Source organism: Yinghuangia soli (assembly GCF_021502675.1).
GTDB classification, from domain to species: Bacteria; Actinomycetota; Actinomycetes; order Streptomycetales; family Streptomycetaceae; genus Yinghuangia; species Yinghuangia soli.
The window spans coordinates 23,579-36,776 of record NZ_JAKFHA010000001.1 but is presented as its reverse complement, the minus strand read 5'-3'; the positions used below and the strand labels follow the sequence as shown (position 1 = coordinate 36,776).

At 72.6% G+C, this 13,198-nt stretch carries 12 protein-coding genes; 10 read left to right on the top strand and 2 right to left on the bottom strand.

Annotation, left to right across the window (positions count from 1 at the left end; all coding sequences use genetic code 11):
• Positions 1-2: 2 nt before the first annotated feature.
• From LZ495_RS00150 to LZ495_RS00135, 4 genes are all read left to right on the top strand, one after another.
• Positions 3-998 carry a heme/hemin ABC transporter substrate-binding protein gene (locus tag LZ495_RS00150; protein WP_235049674.1) on the top strand — a complete coding sequence of 332 codons (996 nt, stop codon included), beginning with the start codon at positions 3-5 and terminating at the stop codon, positions 996-998.
• A gap of 271 nt (positions 999-1,269) precedes the next feature.
• On the top strand, positions 1,270-2,439 hold the full coding sequence (locus tag LZ495_RS00145; RefSeq protein ID WP_372498516.1) for a FecCD family ABC transporter permease: 1,170 nt from the start codon (positions 1,270-1,272) through the stop codon (positions 2,437-2,439).
• On the top strand, positions 2,436-3,296 hold the full coding sequence (locus tag LZ495_RS00140) for a heme ABC transporter ATP-binding protein (protein ID WP_235049673.1): 861 nt from the start codon (positions 2,436-2,438) through the stop codon (positions 3,294-3,296). The genes LZ495_RS00145 and LZ495_RS00140 overlap by 4 nt, the downstream gene beginning before the upstream one ends.
• Positions 3,297-3,444: 148 nt before the next feature.
• The gene (locus LZ495_RS00135) at positions 3,445-4,563 is read left to right on the top strand and encodes a PP2C family protein-serine/threonine phosphatase (RefSeq protein ID WP_235049672.1); all 1,119 of its coding nucleotides are present in this window, start codon (positions 3,445-3,447) and stop codon (positions 4,561-4,563) included.
• 46 nt (positions 4,564-4,609) lie between these two features.
• Here LZ495_RS00135 and LZ495_RS00130 read toward each other — a convergent pair whose 3' ends face one another.
• Positions 4,610-5,536: an alpha/beta hydrolase gene (locus tag LZ495_RS00130; RefSeq protein WP_235049671.1), complete on the bottom strand. Its 927-nt coding sequence runs from the start codon at positions 5,534-5,536 to the stop codon at positions 4,610-4,612.
• Between the two features lie 257 nt (positions 5,537-5,793).
• Here LZ495_RS00130 and LZ495_RS00125 point away from each other — a divergent pair, with 257 nt between their 5' ends.
• Complete coding sequence (locus LZ495_RS00125; protein ID WP_235049670.1) at positions 5,794-8,121, top strand: xanthine dehydrogenase family protein molybdopterin-binding subunit; 2,328 nt, start codon at positions 5,794-5,796, stop codon at positions 8,119-8,121.
• Positions 8,122-8,325: 204 nt separating this feature from the next.
• Positions 8,326-9,840, top strand: coding sequence for an APC family permease (locus tag LZ495_RS00120; protein ID WP_235050439.1), 1,515 nt, complete (start codon positions 8,326-8,328; stop codon positions 9,838-9,840).
• 76 nt (positions 9,841-9,916) lie between these two features.
• Here the strand turns inward: LZ495_RS00120 and LZ495_RS00115 are convergent, their stop codons facing one another.
• Positions 9,917-10,522, bottom strand: coding sequence for an LURP-one-related family protein (locus LZ495_RS00115; RefSeq protein ID WP_235049669.1), 606 nt, complete (start codon positions 10,520-10,522; stop codon positions 9,917-9,919).
• A 63-nt stretch (positions 10,523-10,585) separates the two neighbouring features.
• Between LZ495_RS00115 and LZ495_RS00110 the strand changes: the two genes are divergently transcribed.
• The 4 genes from LZ495_RS00110 (at position 10,586) to LZ495_RS00100 (ending at position 13,195) form a co-directional block, all read left to right on the top strand.
• The gene (locus LZ495_RS00110; protein ID WP_235049668.1) at positions 10,586-11,221 is read left to right on the top strand and encodes a helix-turn-helix domain-containing protein; all 636 of its coding nucleotides are present in this window, start codon (positions 10,586-10,588) and stop codon (positions 11,219-11,221) included.
• Between the two features lie 59 nt (positions 11,222-11,280).
• Complete coding sequence (locus LZ495_RS43680; protein ID WP_268822167.1) at positions 11,281-11,409, top strand: hypothetical protein; 129 nt, start codon at positions 11,281-11,283, stop codon at positions 11,407-11,409.
• 125 nt (positions 11,410-11,534) lie between these two features.
• Positions 11,535-12,242 (top strand): nucleotidyltransferase domain-containing protein, encoded by a 708-nt coding sequence (locus LZ495_RS00105; protein ID WP_235049667.1) that lies wholly within the window; start codon positions 11,535-11,537, stop codon positions 12,240-12,242.
• Between the two features lie 74 nt (positions 12,243-12,316).
• The gene (locus LZ495_RS00100; protein WP_372498498.1) at positions 12,317-13,195 is read left to right on the top strand and encodes an AAA family ATPase; all 879 of its coding nucleotides are present in this window, start codon (positions 12,317-12,319) and stop codon (positions 13,193-13,195) included.
• Positions 13,196-13,198 lie beyond the last annotated feature (3 nt).

Genomic DNA, 13,198 nt, shown 5'->3' with positions numbered 1-13,198 from the left:
TCATGCGCATGCGCAACTCCCTGCGTCTGGCGGCAGCCGTGCTGTCCGTCACCGCCTTCGCGACCGCATGCGGCAGCGACTCCGACAAGAAGTCCGACGCCAAGGCCGACAACGCGGCCGCCACCGGCGCGTCGACGCCGGGCGCCGCAGCCCCCGCGAAGCCGGAACTGCCCGTCACCGTCGACTCGGTCGGCGGCGGCAAGGTCACCGTCAAGGACGTCAGCCGGATCATCCCGCTCAACGGGGACGTCGCCGAGATCGTCTTCGCTCTCGGCCTCGCCGACAACGTCGCGGCCGTGGACAGCTCGGGCGGCATCCTCCCCGAGGCCAAGGGCAAGCCGCAGATCGGCTACCAGCGCTCCCTCAACGCCGAGGGCATCGTCGCGCTGCGCCCGAGCGTCATCGTGGCCACCCCGGACGCCGGGCCCAAGACGGTCATCGACCAGCTCCAGGCCACCGGCACCCCCGTCGTGATCATCCCGAAGGGCGACAAGCTCGCGGACGCCGCGGTCCGGATCGAGGCGGTCGCCAAGGCGCTCGGCGTCCCGGCCAAGGGCAAGGAGATCGCCGACAAGACGAACACCGAGATCGCCGCCGCCAAGCTCAAGGCCGAGAAGTCCACCGGCAAGCCGCGCGTCGCGTTCCTCTACATGCGCGGCAGCGAGATCCCGCCGCAGCTCGGCGGCCGCGGCTCGCGCGGCGACATCATGATCGAGGCCGCCAACGCGGTCGACGCGGGCGTCGAGGCCGGCGTCAACGGCTTCAAGCCGCTCACCCCGGAGGCCGCGGTCACCGCGAAGCCGGACTTCATCCTGGCCTTCACCAAGGGCGTCGAGTCGGTCGGCGGCCCCGAGGGCGTCTTCAAGCTCCCCGGCCTGGCCCAGACCCCGGCCGGCGCGAACAAGAAGCTGGTCATCATGGACGACTCCGAGCTGGGCAACCTGGGCCCGCGCACCGGCCAGGCGCTCGACAAGCTCGTCACCGCACTGCACGGCTGACGGACGGGACGAGACGGGTCGGGACGACGCGGCGAGGGCGGGGGAGGGCAGGCAGATGGGCAGCCTCCAGCAGACCGGACGCAATGGGCAGGACGAGCGGGGCGACACCGAGCCGCGCACGCCGACGGCGAACGCGTCGGGAACGGGGAGCCCGGCGGGGGCCGCAGCCGACCCCGCCCGCGCCGCGGACCCCGTGGATGGTGACACCGCTGCTCCTGGTGCAGCGCCGGGGAGCGGCCTGCTGCCCGGCACCGGCGGGGCGACGGCCGGCATGCGGCCAGGGGCCGGATCGGCCGTCCCATCCGCTCGCGCCGCGGACCCCGCGGGGGGCGGGGGCCACGCAGCGGGGGCAGTCGTGGGGAAGGGGACGGAGTCCGGCGGTGTCGAGGGCGGCGCGGCTGCGGCGCCTGCCGTGCGGCGGCATGGGCGGTGGCTTGTGCCCGTTCTCGCGCTCGGGCTGCTCGCGGTGTGCATCCTCGCGGCCGGCATCGGCGCGGTGCGGATCCCGCCCTCCGAGGTCGTCGCCTCGCTGCTGCACAAGGCCGGGCTCGACGTCGGGTACGTCTCCGAGCAGAACCACGCCGTCCTCTGGGCGATCCGCTTCCCGCGCGTGGTGCTCGGCATCCTGGTCGGCGTGTGCCTCGGCTGCGCCGGGGCGGCGATGCAGGGCGTGTTCGGCAACCCGCTCGCCGAGCCCGCGGTCATCGGCGTCTCGTCCGGTGCGGCCATCGGCGCGGTCGCCGCGATCGTGCTGGGCATCACCTCCTTCGGCTCCTGGACGGTCACCGCATTCGCCTTCCTGGGCGGCCTGGTGACGACCCTGACCGTCTACCTGCTGTCCCGGTCCAACGGGCGCACCGAAGTGGTCACCCTGATCCTCACCGGCGTCGCGGTCAACGCGCTGGCCGGTGCCGGGATCGGCATGCTCACCTTCATCGCCGACGACGCCGAGCTGCGCAGCATCACGTTCTGGAACCTGGGCAGCCTCGGCGGCGCGAACTGGGACGTCATCTGGGCGCTGCTGCCGTTCGCGCTGATCGCCCTGTTCGTCCTCCCCTTCTACGCCCGCTCGCTCGACCTGCTCGCGCTCGGCGAGCGCGGCGCCCGGCACCTGGGCGTCGACACCGAGCGGGTGCGGCTCGGCATCGTCGTCCTCACCGCGCTGCTGGTCGGCGCGGCCGTCGCCGCGGCCGGCGTGGTCGGCTTCATCGGCCTCGTGGTGCCGCACCTGATCCGCCTGATCGCCGGGCCCAGGCACGCACTCCTGCTGCCCGCCGGCGCGCTGCTCGGTGCGATCGTCACGGTCGCCGCCGACCTCGCCTCGCGGACCGTGGCGCTGCCCGCCGAGGTGCCCCTCGGGGTGCTCACCGCGCTGCTCGGCGCCCCGTTCTTCCTGTGGCTGCTGCGTCGTACCCGTTCCAAGCAAGGGGGTTGGGCATGAGTCTGCTCGTCGAGGTCCGCAACCGGTTCGGTGCGCTGACCCGGAGGTCCTGTCCGGCGGTGGAGATCCTGCCGGGCACCGCGGCGGTCGCGGCCCGCGGCGTGACCTACGCGCTGGAGAACGGCACCCGGCTGGTCGACGGCGTCTCGCTCGAGGTGCACCCGGGCGAACTGGTCGCGATGCTCGGCCCCAACGGCGCCGGCAAGTCCACCCTCCTCGGCCTGCTCACCGGCGACCTCGTCGCGACCGGCGGCGAGGTCCTCGTCGGCGGGCACCCGATCGCCGACCTCGGCGCCCGCGAACTGGCCCGGCACCGCGCGGTCATGCCGCAGAGCACCGCACTGGCGTTCCCGTTCACGGTGGACGAGGTGGTCCGCATGGGCCGCGCCCCGTACCTGGGCATGCCGTGCGACGAGACCGACGACGAGATCGTGGCCCGCTGCCTCGCCGAGACCGACACCGCCCACCTGGCCCGGCGCGCTTTCCCGTCGCTGTCCGGCGGCGAGCAGGCCCGCGCCACGCTCGCCCGGGTGCTCGCACAGCAGGCCCCGATGCTGTTCCTCGACGAGCCGACCGCCGCGCTGGACCTCAAGCACACCGAGGACGTCCTCAAGCTGGCCCGCGACCGGGCCCGCCGCGGCGACGCGGTGCTCGTGGTGCTGCACGACCTCAACCTGGCCGCCGCGTACGCCGACCGCATCGCGCTGCTGGCCGGCGGCCGCATGGTCGCCTGCGGCGCACCGGAGGAGGTCTGCACCGCGCCGACGCTGTCCGAGCTGTACGGCCACCCGGTCGACGTCATGAAGCGGCCCGGCAGCGGGGAACTGCTCGTGCTGCCGCGCCGCGACGCCGCCTGATCGGACGCCTGCCCGGGGCGACGCGGCTGCTCGTCCCGATCGCTCGTCCGCATCACTCGTCCCCATCGCGTGTCCGCGGCGTCCGGAGTACCCCGGACGGCCGCGACGATAGAGCGATGTACATATTTGTCCCTATATCGTGAAGTGCGTGAGCACCGAGCCGAAGCGCGACCGGAGGGTGGCCGGCCGCCTCGACCGGCCGCCCGGCCCGATCACCGCGGCCTGGGTGCGGTGGGCGCCGTTCGCGGTGATCGCCATCGACTTCGTCGCGGAGATCACCCTGCCGCGCCGGTTCGCCTCCGGCTTCCTGCTCATCGCGGTGCCGGTGCTCGCCGCCATCACGCACCGCGCGCGCACCGTGGCCCTCCTCCTGGTGGTGTCGCTCGGGCTCGAACTGCTCTTCGCCTCCCGCTTCGACCACCTCGACGAGATCCACCACGTCGGGCTCTACATCTCCACCTTGATCCTCGGCCTGGTCAGCATCGAACTGGCCCGCCAGCGCCAACGCGACGCCCACCATCTCGTCGAGGCCAAGTCGGTCGCCGAGGCCCTGCAGCTCCTGCTGCTCAAGCCGATCCCGACCGCCCTCGGGCCGGTGCGCGCGGCCGGCTACTACGAGGCCGCGGACCGGCGCGCGCTCATCGGCGGGGACCTGTACGACCTGGTCGAGACGCCGTTCGGGGTCCGCGTCGTGATCGGCGACGTACGCGGCAAGGGGCTCACCGCCATCCAGCACGTCGGCACGGTGCTCAGCAGCTTCCGGGACGCCGCATTCGACATCCCGGACCTGCCCGACCTCGCCGCGCACATGGAACGCCGCCTGGTGCGCGACTCCGGCGCGAACGGCGATGCCGAACTCTTCGTCACAGCGCTGTTCCTGGAGTTCCCGCCGGACCGGCCCGAGGTCCGCATCGCGGACCGCGGGCACCCCGCGCCCGTCCTGGTGACCTACGGCCGGGCCGCCCGGCTCGCCACCCGGCCCGGCGTGCCGCTCGGCCTCGGTCCGCTGGCCGCCGCCCCCGTCGAGGTGACCACGCACCCGCTCGGCCCGGGCGAGGTGCTGATGCTGCACACCGACGGGGTCAGCGAGGCGCGCGACAAGGACGGCGCCTTCTATGCCGCCGAGGACCGCCTGTCGCTGCGCTTCGGCGGACGCAGCGCCGTCGACCCGGCCGCGGTCGCCGCCTTCGTGCGCGACGACCTGGCCGCGTTCACCGGCGACCCGGGCGACGACGTCGCGGTCATCGCGCTGGCCCGCGCCGACTGACTGCCGCGGACCAGTGCGAACCGGTGCCGCCCGGGCACGCCCGCGCTCAGGCCGTGCCGAAGGCCGCCCGCAGCGCCGCGTACGAGCCCTCGGTCGCCTTCGCGGCCGGCGGCACGAAGTCCGCGAAGCTCACGAAGCCGTGCGACATGTCCTCGTAGTCCTCCAGCACGGCCGGCACGCCCGCCTCGGCCAGCCGCGCGGCGTACGCCACGCCCTGGTCGTGCAGCGGGTCCACGCCGGCCACCACGATCAGCGCGGGCGCCAGCCCGGACAGGTCCTCGGCGAGCCCGACCGACGCGTACGGCACCAGGTCGGCCTCGTCGATCTTCGAGAAGAAATGCTCGGTGAACCAGTCCATCGCGGTCTGCGGCAGCAGCGGGTCCTCGCTGTCCGCCTGGTGCGACTCGGCGCTCAGGTCGGTGGCCGGGTACCAGAGCAGCTGGAACTCCGGCTGCGGCACGCCGCGGTCGCGGGCCATCAGGCACACCGCCGCGGACAGCGAGCCGCCCGCGCTGTCCCCGGCCACCGCCACGCGCGCCGGGTCGCCGCCCAGCTCGGCGGCGTGCGCGCGCACCCAGGCGTACGCCGCGTACGCGTCCTCGTGCGCGGCCGGGAACGGGTGCTCCGGCGCAAGCCGGTAGTCCACCGACACCACCAGGCAGCCGACCTGCTCGGCCATCTTGCGGGCCACCGGGTCGTGGCTGTCGATCCCGCCGATGCAGAACCCGCCGCCGTGGAAGAACACCACGACGGGCAGGCCCGGTTCGGTGCTCGGCGCGTATATCCGCACGGGCAGCGCGGGAGCCCCCTCGGGGCCGGGAATGGTGCGGTCCTCGACGCGCTCCAGCGGCGTGGTCACCGGCCGGTGCTGCATCTGCGCGCTCATCTGGGCGCGGACCGCCACGGGGTCCCCGGTGAACGGGACCAGCGGGACCGCGGCAAGGAGTGCGGCCAGTTCGGCGTTCAGCGGCATCGGCGGGACTCCCTCGGATCGGCGATGTGGCACCCCGTGCCAGTCTCGGAGCGCACTGTACGGCCCATGGCCGGGGAGGTGAAGGGCCGCTGCCCCGGGCCGGTTCGGGAGCCCCGGCCGCCCGCGCACCGCCACCCGGGTGACGCCCGGCTTCGCTGCGGCGCCTCAGGGGAGTTCACTGGGGAGGCAAGCGGGAAACGGGAACCGCGGCGACCGCGCGGCGGCGACCGCGGCACCGGACCGACGAGGGGGCAGGCATGGACAACCCGGGCACTTCCGAGCAGACCTCGGGCCGCGAGACCGCGGTCGCCACCCGGCCGCCCGCGGACAGCGGCATCGGCGGCAGTCCGCTGCGCCCCGACGGGATCCTCAAGGCCAAGGGCGCCTTCGCGTACGCCTCCGACCTGTGGGCCGACGACATGTTGTGGGGTGCCACACTCCGCAGCCCGCACCCGCGCGCCCGCATCGTCTCCGTGGACCTCGGCGAGGCGCTCGCCACGCCCGGCGTCGAAGCGGTCCTCACCCACGAGGACATCCCGGGCCGCAACCTGTACGGCCTGGAGACCGCGGACACCCCCGTGCTGGCCGCCGGCGAGGTCCGTTACCACGGCGAACCGGTCGCGATCGTGGCCGCCGACCACCCCGAGACCGCCCGCCGCGCCGCCGCCCGCATCAAGGTCGCCTACGAAGTCCTGGACCCGGTGGTCACCGAGGAGCAGGCCCTGGCCGCAGGCGCCCCCGTGGTGAACCCGCACTGGCCCGACAACATCGTCTCGCGCCAGCCGGTGCGGCGCGGCGACCCCGACCGGGCGACCGCCGACGTGGTGGTCCGCGGCCGGTACACCGTCGGCATGCAGGACCAGGCGCCGCTCGGCCCCGAGGCCGCGCTCGCCGTCCCGGCCGAGGACGGCGGCGTCGACCTGTTCGTCGCCACCCAGTTCCTGCACGTGGACCGGCAGCAGCTCGCCCCCGTGCTCGGCCTGCCCGAGGAGAAGGTCCGGCTGACGCTCGGCGGCGTGGGCGGCGCGTTCGGGGCCCGCGAGGACCTCACGCTGCAGGCCCACGCATGCCTGCTGGCGCTGCACACCGGCAAGCCGGTCAAGATGGTCTACTCGCGCGAGGAGTCCTTCCTCGGCCACGTGCACCGGCACCCCGCGGTCATGGACTACGAGCACGGCGCGGACCGCGACGGCAGGCTGGTCTACGTGAAGGCCCGCGTGGTCCTGGACGGCGGCGCGTACGCGTCCACCACCGCCGCCGTGGTCGGCAACGCGGCCGGCCTCGGGATCGGCCCGTACCACGTCCCGCACATCGCGACCGAGGCGATCGGGCTGGTCACCAACAACCCGCCCTGCGGCGCGATGCGCGGCTTCGGCGCGGTCCAGGCGTGCTTCGCATACGAGAGCCAGATGGACCGGCTGGCCGCCGAACTCGGCCTGCACCCGGTCGAGTTCCGGCAGCGCAACGCCCTCGCGGAAGGCGGTGTCACGGCCATCGGGCAGGTGCTCGACTCGCCCGCGCCGGTGGCCGAGCTGCTCGGCATGGTCCGCGCGATGCCGCTGCCCGGGGAGGCCAGTGGCACCGGCGGCCGCCCCGACCCGCGCGAACTGCCGGGCGGCTACTCGTGGTCCACGCGCGGCGAAGGCGTGCGGCGCGGCATCGGCTACTCGGTCGGCGTCAAGAACGTCGCCTTCTCGCAGGGCCACGACGACTACTCGACGGCGCGCGTACGCCTCGAAGCGGTGGCCGGGGAGCCGGTCGCGACCGTGCACACCGCGGCCGCCGAGGTGGGCCAGGGCGGCGTCGCCGTGTGGACCCAGATCGCCCGCACCGAGCTCGGTGTCGAACGTGTGGTCCTGGAGACCCCGGACACGCAGGTGGGCTCGGCGGGCTCGACGTCCGCGTCCCGGCAGACGTACGTCACCGGCGGCGCGGTGCGCGACGCGTGCCGGCTGGTGCGCGAGGAGGTCCTCCGGCTGGCCGGGCGGCCGGGGAACTGCCTGCTGCGCGGCGGCAAGGTGACCGCCGCCGACGGCCTGGCGCTCGACGACCTGGCCGATGTCCTGGACGGGCACACGGTGGAGCACACCGCCGAGTACCGCCACCGGGCGACCTCGGCGCTCGACCCGGAGACCGGGCAGGGCGATGCGTTCGTGCAGTACACCTTCTGCGCGCACCGCGCGGTGGTGGACGTCGACGTCGAGCTGGGCCTGGTCAAGGTGGTCGAACTGGCCGCCGCCCAGGACGTGGGCCGCGCGATGAACCCGCAGGCGGTGGCCGGCCAGATCCAGGGCGGCGGGATGCAGGGCATGGGCCTGGCGCTCACCGAGGAGATCGTGGTGCGCGGCGGCGTGGTGGTGAACGGCTCGTTCACCGACTACCTGATCCCGACCATCGCGGACGCCCCCGCGATGCCGGTGCAGATCCTGGAACTGGCGGACCCGCACGCGCCGTACGGCCTGCGCGGGGTGGGCGAGGCGCCCACGGTGTCGGCCGCGCCCGCGGTCGTCGCGGCGATCCGGGACGCCACCGGGAAGGCGCTGGCCCGGATCCCGATCCGGCCCGAGGACCTGCTGGGGGACTGACGGTTTCCGCAGCGCAGTTCCGGCTAAACGGGCCAATCGTGCGGAACATGACCAAGGCAAAACGGGGCCATGGTACCTGTACCGTTTTGTCCTTCGAACCCCAGGCGTGGCGGTCGTTCGTCCCAGGATCCTGACCTAGTCTGGTCGCTTGTGAGTATCGAGAACACGCGCCGCCCAGGCGATGGGCACCAGTCCCCGGGGGAGCTGCGCTACGAGCCCGAACCGGACATCAAGGACAAGGGACTCAGCCGCAACGCGATCGGCCTCTTCGGCAGCGTCATCGTGGCGATCTCCACGGTCGCCCCGGTCTACACCCTCACCGGCGCGCTGGGCCCCACAGTCCGCGAGGTCGGCGTGCACCTGCCCGCGATCTTCCTCATCGGGTTCATCCCGATGCTGCTGGTCGCGTTCGCCTACCGCGAGCTGAACAAGGTCGTGCCGGACGCCGGCACCTCGTTCACCTGGACCGTCAAGGCGTTCGGCCCGCGGGTCGGCTGGATGGCCGGCTGGGGCCTGGTGATGGCGACCATCATCGTGCTGTCCAATCTGGCCGGCATCGGGACGTCGTTCTTCTACCTGACGCTCGGCGAGCTGTTCAACAGCGACTGGATCGCCTCGTGGGACGAGAACAAGGCGATCCACATCCCCACCTGCATGCTGTTCATCGCCGTCGCCACCGCGATCAGCTACCGCGGCATGACGGTGACCAAGCGCGTGCAGTACTTCCTGGTCTTCCTGCAGCTGGCCGTGCTCGCGCTGTTCATCGTGATGGCCATCTACAAGGCCCAGGACGGCCAGTTCGACACCTCGCTGTCGTTCTCGTTCGAGTGGCTCAACCCGTTCGGCATCGAGAACTTCGCCGCGCTGACCGCCGGCCTGTCGCTCTCGATCTTCATGTACTGGGGCTGGGACGCCGCCCTGACCATGAACGAGGAGACCGCGGGCGGCCCCAAGGTGCCCGGCCGCGCGGCCATGACCACGCTGCTCGTCATCGTCTGCGCGTACCTCATGACCGGCATCGCCTGCCTCATGGTCGGCGGCGTCGGCGACACCGGACTCGGCCTCAACACCGACGACGCGAACATCTTCGCCAAGCTCGCCGACCCCGTGCTCGGGTCCGGCCTCGGCATCCTGCTCTTCATCGCGGTGCTGGCCAGTTCGGTCGCCAGCCTGCAGACCACCTTCATCCCGGTGGCCCGCACCGCACTGGCGATGGCCACCTACGAGGCGTTCCCGCCGGCCTTCGCCCGCGTGCACCCCAAGTACAAGACCCCCGGCTTCGCGACCATCGTCGCGGGCGTCGTCACCGGCGTCTTCTACACCGTGATGACGCTGGTCAGCACCTCGGTCCTCGAGGACACCATCGCCGCGCTCGGCCTGATGATCTGCTTCTACTACGCGCTCACCGCGTTCTCGTCGGTCTGGTACTTCCGCCACGACCTCACGCGCAGCGCCCGCGACATGCTGATCAAGGGCATCATGCCGCTGGTCGGCGGCCTCATGCTCGGCGCGATCTTCGTCAAGACGCTGGTCGACGCGTGGAGCCCGGACTACGGCAGCGGCAGCTCGGTGCTGGGCGTGGGCAGCGTCTTCGTCATCGGCGTCGGCGTCCTGCTGCTCGGCGTGGTCTTCATGGAGGCCACCCGGCTGCGCAGCCCGCGCTTCTTCCGCGGCGAGGTGCTCAAGGTCGACACGCCGGTGCTCGTCCCCGAGGACTGAGCCGGCCCGCAGCGGTACGCGAAAGGCCCCCGGTGCTCGCCGGGGGCCTTTCCCGTACCTGCCTGCTCCGGGCCGGTCAGCGGTTCTGGATCGCGTCCATCGCGACCGCGACGCACAGCCCGAGGCGGCGGTCGACGGTCGGCTCGGTAAACGAGACGATGTACTGGTCGCGCAGCTTCATCTGGCGCTCGATGGAGACCACCGGGGCCTGCGAGCTGTCGCCCGCGAAGTCGAAGTGGTACGTCGGGGCCGGCAGGAAGGCGCCCACGTACGGGATGAGACCCCAGAGCCGGCGGATGATCGCGCCGGCCATGCTGCGCTCCTTGCCCGTCGCGGGCTCGAGGCCGGGGCGCTGCAGCGTCCAGGTCGAGCGGAGCAGCGAGGGCCAGAACTTCTTGGTGAAGGTGCCCAGCTCGGTCCCGTCCGCCGCGGTCACCACGTGCGCGGCCCGCACGTCCAGGATCTGCTTCGCCTTGAAGCGGGCCAGCTCGTACTGCTTGCTCTCGTCGGTGTAGAGGATGACCTCTTCCTTGAGCTTGCCGCGCTTCTGCTGGGCGTAGGCGACGACCTGGCCGTGCGAACCGTCCGGGTTCACCAGATGCACGACGTACTGGTTCACGATCAGCCGGAAGTTCTGCCGGATGATCAGCTGCGACTGCGCCTGCAGCAGGGCTATGTCCATGCGCTTTTGCCTCCTGGGCAAGAAAATTGCCACGTCGCCGAACGGCTGGTTAGCGTGGCAGTTATGCCCGAAGGAACCCTCGGAGCGCAACCCCAATCGGACCGGTCCGCCGCGCCCAGCGCGGCTCCCGGCCTCGGCGAGCGCCTCAAGCAGGCCCGGCTCGGCCACGGCCTGACCCTCGAGGAGGCGGCCGGGGTGACCGGCCTGTCCGTCGCCTATCTGTCCCGGCTGGAGAACGAGCACCGGCAGCCCTCGCTGCCCGCGCTGCTGACCCTGGCCCGGGTGTACGCCACGACAGTATCGACTCTCCTCGGCGAGCGGGGCGCGGGGGAGGAGACCATCATCCGCGCCAAGCGCGCGGAGCCCTTCCACGCGCACGGCTGGACGTACTGGAGAGCCGGCAGCCCGCGGCGCGGCATGCAGGCGCTGCGCGTCCGCGTCCCCCCTGCGCCGGCCACCGGCCCGGCCCGGGTGCACCCCGGCGAGGAATGGCTCTACGTCACCGCGGGACAGCTGCGGCTGACCCTGGACGGCACCGTGCACCTGCTCGGGCCCGGCGACGTCGCGCACTTCGACTCCGGGCTGCCGCACGTCATGGAGTCCGCCGACGACCACGTGCCGGTCGAGTTCCTGATGGTCCACGCGGCGCCCGCGATGGTCGCGTTCAGCGCCTGCCTGCCGGCCCCTCCGGGGCACTGAACACTCCTTTGCTCTTTGCCTTTGCCTTTGCCCCCGCCCCAGTCATGTCAGGAGGAGCCATGGCCCACCCCGAGACCGAGTCCGAGAAGAGCCGCGAGAACGGCATGTGGATCCGGCTGTCCATCTACGTCCTGGGCTTCGCGGTGATCTTCGGCGCGCTCATGATCGTGGCCGCGTCCAAGCGCTGACCCCGACCGCGGACCCGGACCCGGATCGGGGACCCGGGGATATCCCGTGGTCGGCGGCCCGCTGCGTACCCGATACTCGGGCGATCCCGCACCGGACCGCGGGCCCGCAGAAAGAGGTGCGCGACGTGGCGACGACGCTGCTCATGGGCGTGGTGGGCTCCACCGCCTACGGCCTGGCCACCGAGGGCTCCGACCAGGACATGCTCGGCATCTACCTCGCCGACCCGGCCGAGGTCTGCGGCCTGCGCGGGCCCGACGTCCTCAACGGCTCCACGGTGCGCACCGATCCCGATGTGACGCTGCACGAGCTGTACAAGTTCGCCACTCTCGCCCTCAAGGGCAACCCGACCGTCAGCGAACTGCTCTGGCTCGACGCGTACACCGTCGCGACCGAGGCGGGCCGGGCCCTGGTCGAGGCGCGCGAGGCGTTCCTCTCCACCCCGTGCGTCCGGTCCGCGTACGGCGGCTACGCGATGCAGCAGGCCCGCAAGCTGGCCGCGCGGCACGACGGCAGCGCGGGTGACGCCGTATCGCTGCCGCGCCGCACCGCCAAGCACGGCCGGCACTGCCTGCGGCTGCTCCGGCAGGCCCGGACGCTGCTGGCCACCGGGCACCTGGTGATCGACATGACCGCGCAGCGCGAGGAATTGTTCGCGGTCGGCGAGCTGGCCGCGGCCGACCCGCAGGCCTTCGCCGAGCTTTTCGAGAAGGAGATGGCCGCACTCGACGCGGTCGACTCCGTGCTGCCCGAGGCGCCGGACCGGGCACGCGTCGAAGGGCTGCTCGTCGAACTGCGGCTGGCCGACCTCCGCGCGGCGCGCACGCCCGGGTAGCATTTGATTCAGTCAATTGACTACTCGGGCGCGCGCAGCCGCCGGGCCCCTGCAGAGCCGAGGGAGCTGCCGCCGTGACGTCCTTGTTCAGCTCGCCGGAGGATGTCCGGACCCGGCTCGCGGCCGGCGACTACCTCTCCGACGGCCACATCGCCACCACCGTCTTCCTCGCCGACGCCCTCGGCAAGCCGCTGCTGGTCGAGGGCCCGGCCGGGGTCGGCAAGACCGAGCTGGCCAAGGCGGTGGCCGCCGCGACCGGCGCCGAACTGGTCCGGCTGCAGTGCTACGAAGGCCTCGACGAGGGCCGCGCGCTGTACGAGTGGAACTACCGCAAGCAGCTCCTGCGCATCCAGGCCGCGCCCGAGGGCCAGGAGTGGTCGGACACCCACGACGACATCTTCGGCGAGGAGTTCCTGCTCTCCCGGCCGCTGCTCACCGCGATCCGCCGCACCGAGCCGACCGTGCTGCTCATCGACGAGACCGACAAGACCGACGTCGAGGTCGAGGGCCTGCTCCTGGAGGTGCTCTCCGACTTCCAGGTCACCATCCCGGAGCTGGGCACCGTCACCGCGGCCCGGCGGCCGTTCGTGGTGCTCACCTCCAACGCGACCCGCGAGCTGTCCGAGGCGCTCAAGCGCCGCTGCCTGTACCTCTACCTCGACTACCCGACCCCCGAGCGGGAGCGCGAGATCGTGCTCGCCCAGGTCCCGGAGATCACCGAGGCGCTCGCCGAGCAACTGGTCCGCACCGTCGCGACGCTGCGCGCCCTGGACCTGAAGAAGTCGCCGTCCATCGCCGAGACGCTGGACTGGGCCCGCACGCTGCTCGCCCTGGAGGCCGACGCGCTCGACGAGGACGCCATCGCGCGCACCCTCGGCGTGGTCCTCAAGCACGTCTCCGACCAGACCCGTGCGGCCAAGGAACTGGGGCTCCCCACCGCCGAGTCGGTGTGACGC

Excerpts from the sequence above, each read along its gene's own strand:
- LZ495_RS00150 (WP_235049674.1), top strand. The coding sequence starts at position 3 with ATGCGCATGCGCAACTCCCTGCGTCTGGCGGCAGCCGTGCTGTCCGTC.
- LZ495_RS00145 (WP_372498516.1), top strand. The coding sequence starts at position 1,270 with ATGCGGCCAGGGGCCGGATCGGCCGTCCCATCCGCTCGCGCCGCGGAC.
- LZ495_RS00140 (WP_235049673.1), top strand. The coding sequence starts at position 2,436 with ATGAGTCTGCTCGTCGAGGTCCGCAACCGGTTCGGTGCGCTGACCCGG.
- LZ495_RS00130 (WP_235049671.1), bottom strand. The coding sequence starts at position 5,536 with ATGCCGCTGAACGCCGAACTGGCCGCACTCCTTGCCGCGGTCCCGCTG.
- LZ495_RS00125 (WP_235049670.1), top strand. The coding sequence starts at position 5,794 with ATGGACAACCCGGGCACTTCCGAGCAGACCTCGGGCCGCGAGACCGCG.
- LZ495_RS00115 (WP_235049669.1), bottom strand. The coding sequence starts at position 10,522 with ATGGACATAGCCCTGCTGCAGGCGCAGTCGCAGCTGATCATCCGGCAG.
- LZ495_RS00110 (WP_235049668.1), top strand. The coding sequence starts at position 10,586 with ATGCCCGAAGGAACCCTCGGAGCGCAACCCCAATCGGACCGGTCCGCC.
- LZ495_RS43680 (WP_268822167.1), top strand. The coding sequence starts at position 11,281 with ATGGCCCACCCCGAGACCGAGTCCGAGAAGAGCCGCGAGAACGGCATG.